General features: G+C 29.1%; 20 protein-coding genes. 13 read left to right on the top strand and 7 right to left on the bottom strand.

Features of this window, described 5'->3' with window-relative positions; genetic code table 11:
• Positions 1-124 precede the first annotated feature (124 nt).
• The 3 genes from LPB03_RS12950 to LPB03_RS16960 all read left to right on the top strand — a co-directional run bounded on the left by LPB03_RS12950 (position 125) and on the right by LPB03_RS16960 (position 2,742).
• Positions 125-811, top strand: coding sequence for a ComF family protein (locus LPB03_RS12950; protein ID WP_065320011.1), 687 nt, complete (start codon positions 125-127; stop codon positions 809-811).
• Between the two features lie 81 nt (positions 812-892).
• A complete protein-coding gene (locus tag LPB03_RS12945; protein WP_231953103.1) occupies positions 893-2,482 on the top strand; it encodes an Ig-like domain-containing domain in 1,590 nt (529 codons plus the stop codon).
• Between the two features lie 14 nt (positions 2,483-2,496).
• Positions 2,497-2,742, top strand: coding sequence for a PLDc N-terminal domain-containing protein (locus tag LPB03_RS16960; protein WP_065320009.1), 246 nt, complete (start codon positions 2,497-2,499; stop codon positions 2,740-2,742).
• Positions 2,743-2,772: 30 nt separating this feature from the next.
• Here the strand turns inward: LPB03_RS16960 and LPB03_RS12935 are convergent, their stop codons facing one another.
• Together LPB03_RS12935 and LPB03_RS12930 are read right to left on the bottom strand one after the other, a co-directional pair.
• Positions 2,773-3,921, bottom strand: a complete 1,149-nt coding sequence (locus LPB03_RS12935; protein WP_065320008.1) for a cystathionine gamma-synthase — start codon at positions 3,919-3,921, stop codon at positions 2,773-2,775.
• Positions 3,922-4,067: 146 nt separating this feature from the next.
• Positions 4,068-4,523, bottom strand: a complete 456-nt coding sequence (locus LPB03_RS12930) for a DinB family protein (RefSeq protein WP_065320007.1) — start codon at positions 4,521-4,523, stop codon at positions 4,068-4,070.
• A 43-nt stretch (positions 4,524-4,566) separates the two neighbouring features.
• Here LPB03_RS12930 and LPB03_RS12925 point away from each other — a divergent pair, with 43 nt between their 5' ends.
• Positions 4,567-4,914: an arsenate reductase family protein gene (locus LPB03_RS12925; RefSeq protein WP_065320006.1), complete on the top strand. Its 348-nt coding sequence runs from the start codon at positions 4,567-4,569 to the stop codon at positions 4,912-4,914.
• 18 nt (positions 4,915-4,932) lie between these two features.
• On the opposite strand, the gene LPB03_RS12920 is transcribed toward LPB03_RS12925, so the two are convergent.
• The 3 genes from LPB03_RS12920 to LPB03_RS12910 all read right to left on the bottom strand — a co-directional run bounded on the left by LPB03_RS12920 (position 4,933) and on the right by LPB03_RS12910 (position 7,580).
• Positions 4,933-5,409 (bottom strand): DUF4252 domain-containing protein, encoded by a 477-nt coding sequence (locus LPB03_RS12920; protein WP_065320005.1) that lies wholly within the window; start codon positions 5,407-5,409, stop codon positions 4,933-4,935.
• Positions 5,410-5,485: 76 nt separating this feature from the next.
• Positions 5,486-6,469: a glycosyltransferase family 4 protein gene (locus tag LPB03_RS12915; protein WP_065320004.1), complete on the bottom strand. Its 984-nt coding sequence runs from the start codon at positions 6,467-6,469 to the stop codon at positions 5,486-5,488.
• Positions 6,470-6,596: 127 nt separating this feature from the next.
• A complete protein-coding gene (locus LPB03_RS12910; RefSeq protein ID WP_065320003.1) occupies positions 6,597-7,580 on the bottom strand; it encodes a DUF8457 domain-containing protein in 984 nt (327 codons plus the stop codon).
• Positions 7,581-7,681: 101 nt separating this feature from the next.
• Between LPB03_RS12910 and LPB03_RS12905 the strand changes: the two genes are divergently transcribed.
• From LPB03_RS12905 to LPB03_RS12865, 9 genes are all read left to right on the top strand, one after another.
• Positions 7,682-8,341, top strand: a complete 660-nt coding sequence (locus tag LPB03_RS12905) for a thymidine kinase (RefSeq protein ID WP_065320002.1) — start codon at positions 7,682-7,684, stop codon at positions 8,339-8,341.
• A gap of 81 nt (positions 8,342-8,422) precedes the next feature.
• Entirely contained in the window at positions 8,423-9,523 is a 1,101-nt protein-coding gene (alr, locus tag LPB03_RS12900; RefSeq protein WP_065320001.1) for an alanine racemase, read from the top strand.
• A 54-nt stretch (positions 9,524-9,577) separates the two neighbouring features.
• The gene (gene mscL / locus LPB03_RS12895) at positions 9,578-9,985 is read left to right on the top strand and encodes a large-conductance mechanosensitive channel protein MscL (RefSeq protein WP_083187295.1); all 408 of its coding nucleotides are present in this window, start codon (positions 9,578-9,580) and stop codon (positions 9,983-9,985) included.
• A gap of 178 nt (positions 9,986-10,163) precedes the next feature.
• Entirely contained in the window at positions 10,164-10,700 is a 537-nt protein-coding gene (locus LPB03_RS12890; RefSeq protein ID WP_170324228.1) for an RNA polymerase sigma factor, read from the top strand.
• Positions 10,700-11,452: a HEAT repeat domain-containing protein gene (locus LPB03_RS12885; RefSeq protein ID WP_065319999.1), complete on the top strand. Its 753-nt coding sequence runs from the start codon at positions 10,700-10,702 to the stop codon at positions 11,450-11,452. The genes LPB03_RS12890 and LPB03_RS12885 overlap by 1 nt, the downstream gene beginning before the upstream one ends.
• Before the next feature lie 16 nt (positions 11,453-11,468).
• Positions 11,469-12,311: a DUF4097 family beta strand repeat-containing protein gene (locus tag LPB03_RS12880; protein WP_065319998.1), complete on the top strand. Its 843-nt coding sequence runs from the start codon at positions 11,469-11,471 to the stop codon at positions 12,309-12,311.
• Between the two features lie 42 nt (positions 12,312-12,353).
• Positions 12,354-13,088 (top strand): DUF4097 family beta strand repeat-containing protein, encoded by a 735-nt coding sequence (locus tag LPB03_RS12875; protein WP_065319997.1) that lies wholly within the window; start codon positions 12,354-12,356, stop codon positions 13,086-13,088.
• Between the two features lie 155 nt (positions 13,089-13,243).
• Positions 13,244-15,088: a PLP-dependent aminotransferase family protein gene (locus tag LPB03_RS12870; protein WP_065319996.1), complete on the top strand. Its 1,845-nt coding sequence runs from the start codon at positions 13,244-13,246 to the stop codon at positions 15,086-15,088.
• A 118-nt stretch (positions 15,089-15,206) separates the two neighbouring features.
• Positions 15,207-16,280 (top strand): family 16 glycosylhydrolase, encoded by a 1,074-nt coding sequence (locus tag LPB03_RS12865; protein WP_065319995.1) that lies wholly within the window; start codon positions 15,207-15,209, stop codon positions 16,278-16,280.
• Positions 16,281-16,384: 104 nt separating this feature from the next.
• Here LPB03_RS12865 and LPB03_RS12860 read toward each other — a convergent pair whose 3' ends face one another.
• Both LPB03_RS12860 and LPB03_RS12855 read right to left on the bottom strand, forming a co-directional pair.
• Positions 16,385-16,750: a DUF8840 domain-containing protein gene (locus LPB03_RS12860; RefSeq protein WP_065319994.1), complete on the bottom strand. Its 366-nt coding sequence runs from the start codon at positions 16,748-16,750 to the stop codon at positions 16,385-16,387.
• Entirely contained in the window at positions 16,750-18,102 is a 1,353-nt protein-coding gene (locus LPB03_RS12855; protein WP_065319993.1) for a DEAD/DEAH box helicase, read from the bottom strand. Before LPB03_RS12855 ends, LPB03_RS12860 begins: the two co-directional genes overlap by 1 nt.
• Positions 18,103-18,179: the final 77 nt, after the last annotated feature.

The following is an 18,179-nucleotide window of genomic DNA, read 5'->3' as shown; positions in this document are numbered from 1 at the left end:
GAGCTTGGTGCAATTGTGCCTAACGTTTTAATGTTTTTTACAGCTTCTTTAAAAAAATTTATTCTGCTATACAATCGTTTTTTTGTTGATTATTACTTATATTCCTAAAAAATGTTGTGTAAAGATGATACTTTTAAAAGACTTATTCCATCTTTTTTATCCTAAACTGTGTGTTGTTTGCGATACAAGTTTAATTGAAAACGAAAACGTACTCTGCACACTTTGCAGGCATGATTTACCACTCACTAACTTCCAAGACTTTACAGACAATAAAGTAACACAAAATTTTTACGGAAATATTATAGTGGAAAAAGGATTTGCCTTATTATTTTACAGAAAAAAAGGAAGCACTTTGCAATTAATTCACGATTTAAAATACAAAGGCAATGAAGATATTGGTGTTTTCTTTGGTAATTGGTTAGGAGAAATGCTTGCAGAAAACCAAGAATTTAAAGATGTCAATTTTATAATTCCTGTGCCTTTACATCCTAGAAAACTACGTGAAAGAGGCTATAATCAAGTTACAAAATTTGGCGAAAGACTAAGTTTTTACTTGAAAATTCCTTTTATAAATAATGAACTTGTCAGGATTTCATCAACAAAAACACAAACGTTTAAATCTCGTTTTGAACGCTTTAACCATTCAGATACTAAATTTCATTTAAAAAATACAGCAAAATTTAACAACAAACATATTTTGTTAATTGATGATGTAATTACAACTGGTGCAACTTTAGAGGCCTGTGCAAAAGAATTCTTAAAAGCAGAAAATTGTAAAATAAGTATTTTAACCATGGCATATACTGAATGAATTTTATAATTTTATATTCGAAAAATAATCGTTAATTTGTGTAAAATTTACTTTGTGAAAATAGTTTTCAGATTTCTTTTTTTGTTGATAATAATCGGTTTTGTATCTAATTGTGCTAGAACTGGAAGGCCTGATGGTGGTCCAAAAGATGAAGATGCGCCTTTGTTTGTAATTGCAAAACCAGCAAATGAAACCATAAATTTCAACAAAAAAGAGATTATAATAGAATTTGATGAATATATAAAATTAAAAGACATCAATAAGCAATTGGTAGTTTCGCCACCAATGAAAAGTCCTCCTATAATTTCGCCTCAAGGAACTGCCAGTAAAGAAATTAAAATTGAAATTATAGATACTTTAAACCCCAATACAACCTATATTTTTAATTTTGGAAATGCTGTAGAAGACAATAACGAAAGAAATGTTTTAGAAAATTTTAAATATGTTTTTTCGACAGGAACGTATATCGATTCTTTAAAAACTTCTGGAACTATAAAAGATGCTATTTTGCAAGAAAAACCTAAAGATGTAAGCGTTTTATTATATCGATTAGATAGTTCTTTTAACGATTCCATTATCTACAAACAAAAACCAAATTACGTAACTAACAATATAGATACTGTTGGTTTTCAATTTACAAATCTTAGAAAAGGCAAGTACTTATTATTAGCTTTACAAGAAAATATTAAAGATTATATTTTTGATCCTATAACTGATAAAATTGGTTTTTATACAGACACCATTCAACTACCAAGAGATAGTATTTTAACAAAACCTATTATTCTTTTCAAGGAAAACCAGCCTTACCAATTTGCTAGAGGTAAAGAAATTACAAAAGGTAAAATTGAATTTGGCTTTGATGGTGATGGAAAAGATATGCAGATAAATTTATTATCTGATGTGCCAAAAGACTTTAAAAGTGTATCGAAATTTATGGTTGATAAAGACACTCTAAATTATTGGTTTACGCCTTTTGAAGCAGATTCTTTAAACTTTACAGTTGCTAACAGAGAATTTTTAGACACGTTAACTGTAAGATTAAGAAAAAAGAAATTAGATTCTCTTATTATAAATGCTTCTTCTAAAAATATTCTACATTTTAGAGATACTTTTTATATAGAAAGCAACAACCCAATTGTAAAAATAGATACCACTAAAATTAATTTAATTGATAAAGATACTATCGCTGTAAACTACAGAACATTGGTTTCTAACAAAGAGAATAAAATAGGGTTTATTTTTGATAAACAACCTAAAGAAAAATATCGTTTTAAAGCTTATCCAGCTGCTTTTGAAGATATTTTCGGCATTCAAAACGATACACTTAATTATAGTTTTACTACCAAACAAATTGATGATTATGCAAGAATTACTTTGAATGTAAATAATGTAAATTCTAAAAACTTAATTATCGAAATTCTTTCTGGCAGCAAACAAAATCAATTGATAGAACGTAAATTTATAAATAGTTCTACCAAAGTTGTTTTCGATTTATTAGAACCAAAAAAATATACAATTAGAGCAATTATAGACGAAAACAACAACAATAAATGGGATTCTGGAAGTTACCTTAAAAAGCAATTAGCTGAAAGAATTATTTACAATCAAGCTATTAATAACTTAGATATAAGAGCTAACTTTTTCTTGGAAGAGAATTTTACAGTTGAATAAAAAACAAACCAAGAATGACAAATTTGATGCTTATTGGTTTGTTCGTTTTAAGCACCATTTTATGGTTGCAAGCAATAATTGACATTGTAAAAACAAAATTCAAACTTAAAATTTATAAGATTATTTGGATTTGTATTGTTCTCTTTTTTCCAATCATTGGGTCTCTTATTTATTTTCAATTTAAAAGGAAAAAAACAATGAATAAGAGAAGGAAATTTCAACCAAATTTTGATAAAACTCAAAGACCTGAAAGGTTTTAAAAACCTGTCAGGTCTAGAAAATTTTATTACTTACAAACTCAAAGCTTGCTCCAAATCTGCCAATAAATCTTCTATATCCTCTATACCAACACTTAAACGAACTAAAGAATCAGTAATCCCAATTTTTAAACGCTCTTGCTCTGGAATGGATGCATGACTCATAGTTACAGGATGATTCACCAAACTCTCAATTCCTCCCAAAGATTCTGCCAACGTAAATAATTTTGTGTTTTCTAAGAATTTAAAGGTTGCTTCTTTACTTTCACCTTTTAGTTTGAAAGAAACCATTCCACCAAAATCTTTCATTTGCTTTTTGGCTATTTTATGACCTAGATGATTTTCTAAACCTGGAAAATAAACAGTACCCACTTTTGGATGGTTTTCTAAAAATTCAGCAACTAACTTGCCATTTTCACAATGTCTTTGCATTCTAATATGTAAGGTTTTGATACCTCTTAAAACTAAAAAAGAATCCATTGGCCCAGCAATTGCTCCAGCTGCAAATTGTATAAAATGAATTTCTTTTGCCAACTTTTCTTCTTTTACAATTAAAGCGCCCATAATTACATCTGAATGGCCTCCCAAATATTTTGTAGCAGAATGCATTACAATATCTGCTCCTAAATCTAAAGGTTTTTGCAAATATGGAGTTGCAAACGTATTGTCTACAGCAATTAAAATAGCTGTATTTATATTTTTTACTGCTGATGAAATTGCTTGAATATCTGCAATTTTCATTAATGGATTGGTAGGTGTTTCAATCCAAATTAGCTTTGTTTTTTGGGTGATTGCATTGGTTACATTTTCGACAGAATTCATATCTACATAAGAAAATTCCAAACCATATTTTTGGAATAATTGTGTAAACATTCTGTAGGTTCCTCCATACAAATCGTCTCCAGCAATAACTTCATCTCCAGGCTTTAACAATCTTAACACACAATCTATGGCAGCCATTCCAGATGCAAAAGCAAAACCATTTGTACCATTTTCTATTGCTGCAAAACTATTTTCTAACGCTGTTCTTGTTGGGTTTGCTCCTCTTGCATATCCATACCCTTTATGTTTGCCTGGGCTTGATTGTGCAAAAGTAGAAGTTTGAAAAATTGGCGGCATTACAGCACCAGTTGCTTCTTCTGGTTTTTGACCTCCGTGAATTGTTTTGGTGTTGAATTTCATTTCTTAAATTTTCTTTCCGTTTTTAGTTTTCTAAAAGTTAGCAAACAAGTTTAGCCCAGATTGAAGCTGCTGTTTGAGCTCTTTTTTGCCATTTTCAGGCAAAAAAAGCGAGTGCTGAAAGCTGGAAATAGCTTCAAATAATAATTTTACAAAAATCTTTTAATAGATCTTATAATGCCATAATGAATGCCCTCATGGAAATTATTAAAAGGAATTGCTATATCCATAGAAGTCATTAAAACACCTGTGCTTGTTGGGTATTCTGTGTAATTCTCGAAAATTCCTGCGTTAAAATCTTCCTCTAAAGTGTCTGGTAAACCCATAAACAACTCTTTTACTTCTTCGAATTCTTCTTCTGTAAAAGTTTTGGTTGGAAACGTTCCTTTTTTATGCGCTTCAATTAAATCGTCTGGACAAAGGCAGTCTAAACCCGATAATTTATAATGCAACAATTGTTGTGTAACTACCAAATGTGCCACATTCCAAGCAATGTTATTTTTAAAACCTTCAGGAATTATGTGAATTTGATCTAAAGTTAAACCTTCTAATTCTTTGAATGTAAGTGCTCTTGCTTTTCTTAAAATTTCGAAATGATTTTCCATTTTTTATGTATAATTTTGGTGATGTAAATATAATTTAATAAAAATGAAGAAAGTCTATTTTTTGCAAACTTGTGATACGTGCAAACGAATTTTAAAGGAAGTAAATACGGAAGGTTTTGAGCTTCAAAATATAAAGGAAAATGCTGTAAATGCTGCTCAATTAGATGAAATGTATGCACTTTCTGGTTCTTATGAGGCGTTGTTTAATAAACGTGCAAGATTATACGCTTCTTTAGGTTTAAAGGATAAAAACTTGTCTGAAAGTGAATTTAAAAAGTATCTTTTAGAAGAATATACGTTTTTAAAACGTCCTGTTTTTTTGGTTGATGGTGAAATTTTTATTGGAAATAGCAAGAAAGTTATAGAGAAATTAAAAGAGAAGATTGGTTAAATCTTCTCTTTTAATTTTTTAATCTGATGTGATGTTCACTTTAGAATTGCTCATCATTTTTGCAAATTCGTCTTTAGTAATATTGGTTTTTAAACCAAATAAAACCAATTGATCTTCATCGCTGTTGGCTTGTAAAACAATTTCTTTTATCATATCGTTTTCTTCTAAAATATAGAAAGAAGCTCTACTTTTATCGCTTTTTACACGAGCCATCGTTTTTAAATTGTTTTTTCTTAAGTACTTTTTAAAGTCTTTAGAAACGGATGCATCTTCGTTATTAAAGACCATTAATTTAAAATCTCCAGACTTTTTTAGTAGTTTTTTAAAATCGTCATTGTCATCATCACTTAAAAAAGAACCAGCAAAAGAGGCTGATAAATTCATTGAAAAAGCAGATTGTTCTTGATGATTTTCGTAAAAGTTTTTAAAGGTAGTTTGTTGTGCAAAAGCACTTACCATAAAAAATGCGCAAAAAATTGTTGTGAATAGTTTCATAATACTTGGTTTTCTTTTCAGACGATTGTAAAACCAAATTGTTACAAAAAGAAATTTCTTGTATTGAAAAATACAATTATGCTTTATAAATTTCCATCAAACTTTCTGCTTCTTTTTTTGCGCTCCAATTTTGTAGAATTTCCACTCTTGCTTCTTTTCCTAAATGTGGGATTTCTCCTTCTATTGATTTTGATAAAAGTGTTTCTAATTCTGCTACATTGCCAGCTTCAAATAAATAACCGTTTTTATTATTTGTGATGATTTCTGAATGAACACCTACATTTTTTGTTGCAATTACAGAACATTCGCAACTCATAGCTTCTGCAGTTACCAAAGAAAAACCTTCCGAAAAACTTGGTGCAACCACAATTTTTGCTGCTTGAAAATATGAAATAATCTCTCTTGTTTCATCAATAAAATAAACTTGTTTTTCTAATTGATGTTTTTTTACAATCGCTTTTAATTCCTCTGAAAACTCTGGTTTATCTATTTTACCAACTAAAACCAATGCCCAATTTTTATGGTTTACTAAAATTTTAGCAGCTTCCAACAAAACTAATTGTCCTTTTGCTTTTCTTATTCTGCCTGCGTTTAAAATGATATTCTTTTGAGAGATTTTTGGTAACTTCTTAGCAGGATTTGGCACAAATTCGTGCACCTTTACTCCATGACCAACAATGGTATTATCAATCCCTAAATTGTTACTCATACTTTTTATAAGCGTAATCACTTTATCTGCTTTTTTCAGTAAAAACAAGGTTAATTTTGATGGTTTTGTTTCTGCATGTCTTGTTGCCACTAACAAAAATTTTGCTCCCAAAAGTCGATAAAAAAGCATTCGCATCAATTCATTATTTCTATGACAATGCACTATCGTTTTTACATCCGAAGAAAATAATAGTTTTTTTAATTTTGAGGTGCTTATTTGAATGCCATCAATATTAGAACCATATACATAGGTTTCAAATTCATCAACAAAAAAAGGAAGCACATTTTCGACGCTTCTTGTTACGCCTGTTTTGCGTTTGTGAAAGTGAGTATGGATTAGGACTTTTTTCAAAAGGTGTAATTGTTTAAGTGTGTAATTGTGTAAATGTTTGGACTTTTATAAAACTGATAATCTTGAAATTACGAAACTTTCAATTACACAATTCAACGATTCAATAATTACACAATTACACAAATTTTTAAGCGAATTTGCGTTCAATAATTTCCATAAATCGAGTTTCTAATTCTTCTTTTTCAGACCAATTATAATCTGGTTTTACCATAGAATTGATAAAGTTTTTTGCTTCATCACCAGATTTTAAAGTATTTAATTGAGAAATTACTCTGTTATAATCTTCTTGATTGCCATTAAAAAGATTTTTTACAAACGCAATTCTATCATTTAAACCAATTTGAATGTTGCCTACCAATCGATCATTTAAAGATTTTGCTGGAGCTTTTTCAAACAAATCTGCCATAAAATCTACAGAAACTATGTCTTGTAATTCTTCTTCTAAAGACATTGTTTTGCGAACTTCCACTTTCACAACATCGCTTTCATTCTCTAAATTTGCCTGTGTTTCTTTTTTATGTTGAAGTTCTTTATCCTGAACTTCATTCAGCATTTCTTTTTCAGTTTCTAGAGCTTTTTTTAATTTTGTTTCTGTAATTTCTTTGGATTTAATTTCAGGAACTTCTTCTAAAGGTTCTTCATTTTCTACAGATTTTGGCGGAATTTCTTTCGAAAACATAATTTCCTCTAACTCATCAAAAGGTTGTTCTATAACTTCTTTATGCTCAGGTTGATTCTGAATTTCATTTTCTATTTCAGTTTGATGATCAATTTCTAGATTATTTTCTGCATTTATATCATGTTCAACAACTTCGTTTTCAACTATTTTTAGAGCATCATCTAAATTATAAACAACTTTCTCCGAATCTAATTTTTCTACAATTTCTTCTTCTTTAACAGCAAAAGCTTTTTCAACGGTTTCTAATAATTCAGTTTTAGTTTTCTTTAAACCAGGTGTTGAGTTTACATATTCTTCTACAAATGCTAAAACAGATAATTTTTCATAAATTTCTTTAGATTTTTGCTTTAACAAAAACACATTATCCTTATTTTTCATCTGTAAAATACTATGTGCTAAACTAATTAAGTCTGCTTCTAACTTTTTGTGCATAAGTTGTACCTTGAAATTAAATTATACTGCTAATTATTTATAAATTTGTAAACGTTGAAAATTACAAAAATTTACAATATTATAACGCTTAAAATTACAAAATGTTTCTTGAAAATACAGTAAATCATACAGAACAATTTGGTTGGATAGAAGTCATTTGTGGTTCTATGTTTTCTGGAAAAACGGAAGAATTAATCAGGCGTTTAAAGCGTGCACAATTTGCTAAACAAAGTGTAGAAATTTTTAAACCTGCTGTAGATACACGTTATGATGATGAGGAAGTTGTGTCTCATAATGATAATAGAATTCGCTCAACTCCTGTGCCAGTTTCATCTAATATTCGTCTTTTAGCAAACAATGTAGATGTTGTTGGTATTGATGAAGCGCAATTTTTTGATGATGAAATTGTAGCTGTTTGTAATGATTTAGCCAACAGAGGAATTCGTGTAATTGTTGCTGGATTAGATATGGATTTTAAAGGAAATCCTTTTGGACCCATGCCAGCTTTAATGGCAACTGCAGAATATGTTACCAAAGTGCATGCAGTTTGTACGCATACAGGTAATTTAGCTCATTATAGTTTTAGAAAAGCGCAAAATGATAAGTTAGTAATGTTGGGAGAAACTCAAGAATATGAACCTTTAAGCAGAGCAGCGTATTTTAAAGCGAATAAAAAAAAGCAAGAAGAAATTGCTTTGACAAAACAAAATATTGAATCTAAAATAATAGATTCTGAATTAGGTTCAGAGATTCAGAAATAAAATTTGGAGTAAATTAAAATGAATTTAAAAGTCATCTGGTATAAATAAACTAAAAGATACTGAACCAAGTTCAGCACAAGAATGAATAACCACGTAACTGTTTTAGAGATTGATGGAAATGCTTTAGAGCATAATTTAAATTACTTTAAACAAAAATTAAATCCTACAACCAAAATTTTAGCTGTTGTTAAAGCTTTTGGGTATGGTTCTGATAGTGTTCAAGTAGCTTCTTTTTTGCAAGATAAAGTAGATTATTTTGCAGTTGCTTATACACATGAAGGCATTGCTTTACGTGAAGCTGATATTAAAACACCAATTCTAGTTTTGCACCCTCATATTCAGAATTTACAAGATATTGTAGATTATAGATTAGAACCAAACCTGTATAATTTTCAGATTTTTAATGCTTTTTTACAATTAGCAGATGAAGCTCCGTTAATGAATTATCCTATTCATTTAAAATTCAACACAGGTTTAAATAGATTGGGTTTTTGGCACACAGATATTCCTAAAATAATTTCTGAATTAAAAGAAACTGGTCATATTAAAGTACAATCTGTTTTTTCTCATTTAGCTGCAAGCGAAGATTTAGAAGAACAAGAATTTACCATAAATCAACTAAATAATTTTGCGTACGTTGCTCAACAATTCTACAAACATTTAAACTACGAGCCAATGTTGCATATTTTAAACACTTCTGGTGTTGTAAATTATGCGCAAGCACAATTTGATATGGTTAGAATTGGCATTGGAATGTATGGTTTTGGAAATGACCCAAAAGAAACTGCTCAACTTAAAAATACACACAATTTAAAATCCATTATTTCTCAAATTCATTTTATTGAACCAGGAGAAACAGTAGGTTATAACAGAGCTTTCGTAGCAAAAAAAGCGAGTAAATCTGCTACAATTCCTGTGGGTCATGCAGATGGTTTATCTAGAAAATTAGGCAATAAAAAAGGCTATGTACTCATCAACAACCAAAAAGCAAAAATTATTGGCAATGTTTGTATGGATATGATTATGGTTGATGTTACCAAAATTGATTGCAATGAAGGTGATGAAGTAATTATTTTTAATAGCCAAGAAATGATACAGCATATCACAGATGTTTCTGAAACAATTGTGTATGAAACTTTAACGGGTATTTCTCCACGTGTTAAAAAAATGTTAAAAACTTAATTAATTTTTAGTATTTTAGCAATCTAACAAATTAAAAATCAAATAAAAATGGGAATGCTTAAAGAGTTTAAAGACTTTGCAATGAAGGGAAACCTTATAGATATTGCAATTGGTTTTGTAATGGGTGCTGCGTTTAAACAAGTAGTAACTTCATTTACTGGAGGAATTGTTTCTCCTTTAATTGGCTTAATATTTGAAGCTGATTTTAAAAAATTAAAATGGATTGTTAAAGAAGGAACTTTAAATGATGCTGGAGAAATTGTTGGACAAGTTGCTGTTTTATATGGTGATTTTTTAACGAACGTTATCGATTTTATAATTGTTGCTTTTGTAATGTTTATGGTTGTAAAAGCTGTAAATTCAACTAAAAAGAAAGAAGAGCCAAAACCAGAAGCTCCAAAAGGACCAACACAAGAAGAATTGTTGGCACAAATTAGAGATTTATTAGCGAAGCAAAAATAAAAATCTACTTTTAAAATATATTAAAATCCTGAGTTAACGCTCAGGATTTTTTTTTGTTTTAAATTTCAAAAAGAGACAGCTCCATAAAAATAGTGTCTTTTTTTAAAAATAAATAAAACAAGTGTAACCTTTTTGTAAATTGATGGTTTTAACTATAGAAACTAACCAACAACCAAACTTGAAAAAAGTAACTGACGAAGAAATAATGTTAGCTATTGCTGCTGGTAAATTAGAATTGATGACAATTCTTTTTGAAAGATATCATGTGCGTATGTATAATTTTTTCAATAAAATGGTTCATAATAAAATGGTTAGTGAAGATTTAACACAAGATGTTTTTATAAAAGTGATAAAATACAGAACGTCTTATAATCAAGGAAATTTTGCAGCTTGGATTTATACAATTGCTAGAAATATTTTTTCAAATCATTATCAAAAAACAAAAAAAGAACGTGCTATAATTATTGATGATGACAAACTGGAATCTGATAAAGAAACTGTTTCTGAAAGCAAACAAGAGGAATTAGATCATTTGCAAAAAGCGTTGCTAAAATTATCGAATTCTGATAGGGAATTGATTGTAATGCATCGTTTTCAAGAGATAAAATACGAGCAAATTGCACAAATAATTGGCAGTACAGAAAATGCTGTGAAAGTAAAAGTGCATAGAGCTATCAAAAAATTAAAAGAAATCTATTTTCAAAAAGAAATATGATGAAATGTAAAGAAATAGAAAATAAATTACCTGACTATTTAGAAGGTTCTTTAAACAAAGTTGCAAATTCTGAAATAGAGAAACATCTAAAAAGTTGTAAAAATTGTCAACAAGAATTAACAGAACTTACTTCTTTTTTATCAATTCTAGAAAATGATAAAATGGAAAGACCATCTGCAAATTTAAAGTTGAAATTTGATGAGATGTTAGCGCAAGAAATAGCCGAAAATGATGTGAAAGTAATTCCATTAAAACCAAAAACTGATTGGAAAACTTTTATAAAAGTAGCAGCAAGTATTTTAATTGTATTTAGTGCTTTTTTGTTAGGAAAATATCAACCTGACACCTTATCATCAAAAGAAAAAAACACAGCAGAAGTGTTAACATTATTAGAAGATAGTTCTGCAAGCAAACGAATTTTAGCAGTTACAAATGCAGAAGAATTTACAAATAAAGACACTAAAATTATTGAAGCATTAATTAACCGATTATTTTTTGATAAAAATACAAACGTACGTTTAGCTGCAGCAGAAGCGTTGTCTAAATTTTCATCAGAAACTATGGTTAGAGATGCATTAATTAAAAGCTTGGAAACCGATAAAAATACAACAGTTCAAATAGAATTGATTATCATTTTATCGAAAATTCAAGAAAAAAGAGCCATTAAACCCATGGAAAAAATGCTCGAAAATGAGGAAACTCCTCCATATGTAAAACAACAATTACAATTAAATTTATCAACATTATTATAAAAGAAATTTAGAAATTATGAAAAAAATAGTCATCTTATTATTATTTTTTAGCACAATAATATCTGCTCAAAAAAAAGATTTTAAATATTCATTATCTGGCATCCAAAAAGTGGTTTTAACTTCAGACACTACTATAAGAATTGAAATTGGTACAACTCAAGAATTAATTATTTCAGAAAAAAGCAATAACCATACTCACAAAGATGAAGATTGTGATAGTTGTGATGATGACAATCATGCAGATCATTTTCCCAACTCACATTCAAAATCAAACTCAAAAGATGATAAAAGAAAAGGCTTAACAGCAGTTTATCCTGGAGGAAAAGACGATACAAATGGTTATGGATTATCAATCTCTAAAGAAGGAACAACTTTATTTGTTTCAGATTTAAAATCTTATTTACATCGAAGAGGAATGTATATAAAATTGCCAAAAAACATTAACATTTCTGTAAATGGAGGAAATATGGGTTCCATTTATATGGAGGGTTTTACTGGCGAAGTTGAAGCTGAAACCAATGTTGGTAGCATACAAATGAAAAATGTTACAGGCCCAATTACTGCAAATACAAGCGTTGGTAAAATTGATATCGATTTTGATAAAGTAAGCCAAAAATCGCCAATTACCATTAGCAGTTCTGTTTCTGAAATTGATATTGCAATTCCTGCAAATACAAATGCAGATTTAGAATTAAAAACGCAAGGAACTGTCTACACAAATTTCGATTTTAAAATGCCAGAGAAAAAAGGAATGCCAAATGTTAGTGGCAGAAAAAGTATTGTTTCTAAACTAAATAATGGTGGTGTAAAAATCTACATAAAATCTTCTATGGGGAATATTTACTTGAGAAAAAAATAAAACGACTGCAAACTAATTTACATTAATTTAAAAATCTTAAAAATGAAAAGTTTATTCTTATTCATAGGCTTGTTATTGTCTTTTAACAACCTAACTGCGCAAAAAAAAGTAACAGAAAACACAACATCAAAAGATATTAAAGATGTTTATGTAAATCTAAAATTCGCCAACAATATTATCATCAAAAATTGGAATAAAAATGAAATTTCTGTGGAAGCCACAGTAAATTTAGATGATAATGAACACAATGATTATTTTTCTTTAAAAGCTGATAAAATTGGCGGAACTTATAAAGTAACATCAGATTATGGAGATTATTTTAAAAAATATAGAAGTTACTATACTTCAAATTGTGATGATGAAGATGATAAAAAAAAGAACACAAATTACAAAGAAAGCCATAGTAATATAGTGAATTACGTGATTTATGTGCCAGAAAATATGCAGCTAAAAGTAAAAAGTATTTCTGGTGATGTAGAAGCTGAAACGTATGTTGGAATCTTAAAATTAGATTTAATCAGCGGAAATATTACTGTAAAAAAGCACTCTAAAGATATGCACTTAAAAACAATTAGTGGCGATATTGATATTTATGTTTCTGATGCAAAATTAGAAGCCAAAACTTTAACTGGTGGTGTTTACTCAGATTTGGACATCGATTTTGATAAAAATAAAAAGCATGGGTTTGGTTCCAAAATAGTGACAACAATTAGTAAAGGAACCGCGTTTTTAAGATTAGATACAATTAGTGGAGATATTTATTTGCGTAAAATTTAAAATAATTTGAATTAGTTCTTAAACAGCCATTTTGTAAAACGAATGGCTGTTTTTATGTATACTTTATTAAAATTAAATAAGTAATATTTAACTTCTTTATAAATTAGAGAAAATCTAGTTATTGTATCTTTGAATCTTATTAGAAATTGAGAATTATGCAAGAAAATAAGATGCTGAATTACATAAAAAATGTATTAGAAAATATGCCAAAAGATTGGCTAAATTTAACTACACACAGACTAGATATATATAATGAAGAATTGGCTAAAACCGATTTTTTAAATCAATTTGAAGAATTATTTAAAGAGAATAATTCAGAAATTTCTGCGCTTACAAATTTACCAACAGCTTACGATTATATTCGTTTAGGACATCCTTTATCTTGTGTTTTAGAATGGGCAATTGCCAATTTAAATAACACAAAAGCAGAAAATGTAATTAGTTTTTCATCTAAAACGATTCCTATTTTAGCAATTTTAAGAACTAATTTACTAGAAAATAAAAAAACGCAAATATTATATACTGATGAAATAGCTAGTTTTTTTGATGCAAAAATCATCAGAGAAATTTATGGTTACAATTTTGAAATGCAAAAAATTGAGGCTATAAATAGCGTTCCAAAATTTGACGGAAGTACTATTTTTATCTCATCAACAAAAAATATTTTTTCTTTTGATGATCAGAAAGCTATTGATTTCTTTATCAATTTAAATAAAGATTTAGGAAGTATTTTATTCATCAATGGAAAAGAAAACGAACAGTATATTTCTGACATTCAACACGTAAGAAGAAGAGAAACGATTGCAATGACGCCTTCTAATTCTTTACTTGCTTTGCAATCTTTAGTAAATCATAATGCTATTGATACTCCAAAAATTGATGTTTTAAATAACAAGAAAATTGTACTAGAATCGATCAAAGAAATCACTGGAACAACTATAAATCCTTTGGTAGCTTCAAGTGGTTTATCCATTCAATATGCAATTATGATGGGTTTAATTCATGATGCACAAGAAAATTATCCAGAAAAAGCAATTAAATTTATTGTGCCACCAAATTGTTATGGAGGCACAAACGACCAAGCAAGACGTGTTGCTGCTTGCCTTAAAAATGTGGAAATAGTAGATTTACCTGTTGATGGAAATAATGACATGGTGCAAAGTATAGAAACTGTTTTAACCAAAATAGCAACTGAAGATGCAGTCCCTTTTATTATTGCAGAAATACCAACAAATCCAAGAGTTGAAGTACCAAATTTGATCGATTTAAAAAACGTTTTAAGTAAAAAACGCATCACAAAAAATGGTAAAAATGCCATAGAACCTGTTTTTATTTTAGATCAAACTTTTTGCCCAAATGTTCATTTTTTAGGTGAAGGCGAAATTTTATCGGAAGTTAAAACGATTTCTTACGCAAGTGGTTCTAAATTTCCAAGTGGTGGAAAATGTACTGCTGGTTATTGTGTTGGAAATGACAAAACCACAAGATTGATGGAAAAAATAGCCATTCATTTACAACTTTGTGATAATGAAGCTACCCATCATCAAATGGAAATATTAGCTGAACAATTGCCTTCTATGAACCAAAGAATTGCAGACGCGTATAAAAATACACGTGAATTTGTAACCTTTATTCAAGAAAAATTACCAGAAGCAAAAATTAATTTTGTTTCAGAAGAATTGGCTAATCAGAGCTTTACACCTTCTGTTTTTTCTTTAGATTTACCAACAAAAGGAAATACAGATGCTGAAAGAGAAACGTATAAAAGAGCATTGAACTTAAAGTTAATCAACTTAATGATTACCCAAATACCAAACGAAAGTAAGTTTTGTGTAAGTTATGGACAATTAAAAGGTTGTTATTGGACAATTCCTGCAACCTCTACTCAAGGAACCACAAAAGAAGGCGATAAAGATTATATTGTAAGAACTTCGGTTTCTGGAAATTTAGATTTAGAATTGCATAAACAAGTATTTTTAGAGTTTGTAAATAGTATTTAATTTTTATTCATTATTTCTTTTAAAAAACCAATTCAACACACGTATTGAATTGGTTTTTAATTCCTTATAAAATATTTAAATATTTTTGATTATATTTAAAGATATTTAATTTGAAATTTTGAAGCCTAAATTTATTTCAATATTTATCACTGTTTTCTTTTGCACAATTGCAATAAGTCAAACAACTTATATAGAAAACTTTAATTCAAAAGGTTATCCAGATAACTTACCAAATGGCTCCTATTGGCTTTTTTATAACGATATTCATCCAATTCAAAACAATTGGGATGCCTTTATTCCTGGTGATGGAAATGCTTATATAACTGTAGATGCTGATAAAAGTAATGACACAGATTTAACCTATCCTTATCAAGCTATCGTTTTTGGTGGAATTGAAGAAAACCACAGACTCGAAGTAAGAATGAAAGGTGCTGCAGTTGATGGTGGTTTGGCAGCTTTTATTTTTACGTACACACAAACAGGTTCAATTTTTAATGAAGTTGATATTGAAGTTGTAGCTCAAGATTTACAATCTGGCATTCCTGCTCACGATATTTTTCCTCCAAATGGCTGGACAGATGCTAGATTTAATACTTGGAGAAATGCCAATGAATTTACTGAAGTACCTTTTACAGGTTCTCAAAAACCAGTTATAGATGCGAATAACAATAAAGTATCATTAATTGACAATGAATTTCACACCTATACTATAGATTGGAGAGAAGATAAAGTAGACTTTTTTATTGATGATGTTTTACAAGAATCTTTTAACACAAATATTGCCACAGGCTGGTCTGAAGTAATTATTGGTTACAGAAATTTACCTTGGTCAGGTGATTTTAGATGGTCAGGAGAACATACAATGGTTATCGATTATTTCAAAATTGAACCTTTAGAAGCCTTAAGAGCTCTAGGTACGGATTTTGTAAATGCTAAATTAGAGCCTGAAATATCTGTTTATCCAAACCCAACAAAAGATAAAATTAGCATTATAATTGCGAAGAACTCTAAAGCTCAAAAGATAGAGTTAATGAACGCAATTTCATCTAAAGTAATACAAATAAAGGATTTTGAAACAGAAACAAACTTACCAATAGTAGCTGATATTACGAACTACGCAAAAGGTGTTTATTTTTTAAAAACAACGTTAAATAATGGTCGTATTATTACTAAAAAGATTATAAAATTATAATGTTTAAAAGGTAACTTTCACTAAAGTTATTTTTTCAAAAAAATAAGGAGCCTTTTTATGCTTCATCTAATTTATTAAAATGGCGTGATATAAATCTGATAATATTATTCCAAAATCTTCAAAAAATCTTCAAAAGCCACATAATAAGGTTGATTTTTAAAAACCGGATTTTCCACACTTCCTGCATTGGCAATTCCTACACCTGCAAACCACACTTTAGCATTTTGTTTTTTTGCATGGTTTTTAAAAGTTTCCATCCAAAGAGTATCGTATTTATTTGGATTTTGAATATTATTAGTAACTTTTACCAACACAAAAATGATTGGTTCGCCTTTTTTAAACAAAACAAATTGCGGATGTCTTTTTAACTGACTATTAATAGCTTGGAATTCGTACCCCATTTTTTCGAGCTTCTCTCCTACTATATTCATCCCTAAATTATGCAATTCTTGTGCTGTTAAAATTTGCATTATTTTTTCTTATTATGTTTATTGTAGTTTTTATCCCCTCTAGTTTTTGGTTTCTTATATTTCTTAGCAATTTCTCTTCTATAAGAACCTCCTTGATTCGTTTTACTGTTTTTTTCGCTCTTTTCATGAAAAGCAGCTCCAGGCACATATTCTACTTTTGTTCTATTTTTAGATTGCTCATGATCCTCTTTTGGTCGCTCATCTTCAGTAAGTAATTTAGAAATTTCTATTTCTTCTGGCAACTCCAAAACTGGAATTTCATAATCCATTAAAGCCTCTATTAATAGTTTAGATTCTTGCTCTTTTTCTGTGGATAATAAAATTGTTTTTCCAACCTTTTCTGCACGACCAGTTCTACCAATTCTGTGCATATAATTTTCAGGAAACTCTGGTGTATCAAAATTAATAACATGACTTACATTATCAAAATCTAAACCACGAGCCATCACATCTGTTGCCAGTAAAATTCTGTTTTTACCTTCATCAAACTGCTTAATAGATCGTATTCTATAATTTTGCGTTTTGTTGGAATGTATTACACACATTTCATCATTAAAAACCTCTTCTAATTGCTTAAATAAATAATCTGCAGTTCTTTTAAAACCAACAAATATCAGTACTTTATTATAGGTTTCTTTATCACTCAAAAGATGATGCAACAAGTTTACTTTCGTAAAAAAGTTAGGAATATTATAAGAAACTTGCTCAATATTATCCAATGGTGTTCCACTAACTGCTACAGAAATTTTCTCTGGATTCTTAAAAAAATCATCAATTAAAACATCTACATCTTCAGTCATAGTTGCAGAAAACAACACATTTTGTCTTCTTTCTGGAAGAATCTCAAAAATGTTCATCAACTGAAATCTAAAACCTAAATCTAACATGACATCTACTTCATCAATCACCAATTTTTGGATTGATTTTAACTTCAGAGCATTGCTTAAACCTAAATCGTATAAACGCCCAGGAGTTGCTACAATAATATCTTGTCCTTGTAAAATTGCTTGTTTTTGAGTGTTGATATTGGCTCCTCCATAAACACCTAAAACACGCACATTTATATATTTTGATAGTTTTTCTATTTCATCGACAACTTGTAAAACCAATTCACGAGTTGGTACTAAAACCAAAACTCTTGGATGTAGCTGTTTAGAAAATTTTAAATCGCGTAAAATTGGCAACATGTACGCAAAAGTTTTCCCTGTTCCTGTTTGCGCAATTCCTACAACATCTTTACCAGATCTAACCACAGAAAAAGCTTGCTCTTGAATGGGTGTTGGGTTTTCAAAACCCAAATCGTCAATAGCATATTGTAGTTGATTTGATAAATCTAAATCTTTAAAAGTCATTCTCTAAATTTTATGCAAAGATACGTAAAGTTTCAAGTTCAAGGTTTAAAGTTCGCCGTTCAAAGTTTAGCATTCAG

This window comes from Polaribacter vadi (genome assembly GCF_001761365.1).
Taxonomy (GTDB): Bacteria; Bacteroidota; Bacteroidia; order Flavobacteriales; family Flavobacteriaceae; genus Polaribacter; species Polaribacter vadi.
The sequence above is the reverse complement of the archived record's forward strand: the minus strand, read 5'-3'. Positions and strand labels throughout refer to the sequence as shown.

Coding starts and splice junctions, on each gene's coding strand:
- LPB03_RS12870 (WP_065319996.1), top strand. CDS start 13,244: ATGCAAGAAAATAAGATGCTGAATTACATAAAAAATGTATTAGAAAAT.
- LPB03_RS12880 (WP_065319998.1), top strand. CDS start 11,469: ATGAAAAAAATAGTCATCTTATTATTATTTTTTAGCACAATAATATCT.
- mscL (WP_083187295.1), top strand. CDS start 9,578: ATGCTTAAAGAGTTTAAAGACTTTGCAATGAAGGGAAACCTTATAGAT.
- LPB03_RS12875 (WP_065319997.1), top strand. CDS start 12,354: ATGAAAAGTTTATTCTTATTCATAGGCTTGTTATTGTCTTTTAACAAC.
- LPB03_RS12950 (WP_065320011.1), top strand. CDS start 125: ATGATACTTTTAAAAGACTTATTCCATCTTTTTTATCCTAAACTGTGT.
- LPB03_RS12855 (WP_065319993.1), bottom strand. CDS start 18,102: ATGACTTTTAAAGATTTAGATTTATCAAATCAACTACAATATGCTATT.
- LPB03_RS16960 (WP_065320009.1), top strand. CDS start 2,497: ATGACAAATTTGATGCTTATTGGTTTGTTCGTTTTAAGCACCATTTTA.
- LPB03_RS12860 (WP_065319994.1), bottom strand. CDS start 16,750: ATGCAAATTTTAACAGCACAAGAATTGCATAATTTAGGGATGAATATA.
- LPB03_RS12905 (WP_065320002.1), top strand. CDS start 7,682: ATGTTTCTTGAAAATACAGTAAATCATACAGAACAATTTGGTTGGATA.
- LPB03_RS12920 (WP_065320005.1), bottom strand. CDS start 5,409: ATGAAACTATTCACAACAATTTTTTGCGCATTTTTTATGGTAAGTGCT.
- LPB03_RS12930 (WP_065320007.1), bottom strand. CDS start 4,523: ATGGAAAATCATTTCGAAATTTTAAGAAAAGCAAGAGCACTTACATTC.
- LPB03_RS12925 (WP_065320006.1), top strand. CDS start 4,567: ATGAAGAAAGTCTATTTTTTGCAAACTTGTGATACGTGCAAACGAATT.
- LPB03_RS12910 (WP_065320003.1), bottom strand. CDS start 7,580: ATGCACAAAAAGTTAGAAGCAGACTTAATTAGTTTAGCACATAGTATT.
- alr (WP_065320001.1), top strand. CDS start 8,423: ATGAATAACCACGTAACTGTTTTAGAGATTGATGGAAATGCTTTAGAG.
- LPB03_RS12935 (WP_065320008.1), bottom strand. CDS start 3,921: ATGAAATTCAACACCAAAACAATTCACGGAGGTCAAAAACCAGAAGAA.
- LPB03_RS12885 (WP_065319999.1), top strand. CDS start 10,700: ATGAAATGTAAAGAAATAGAAAATAAATTACCTGACTATTTAGAAGGT.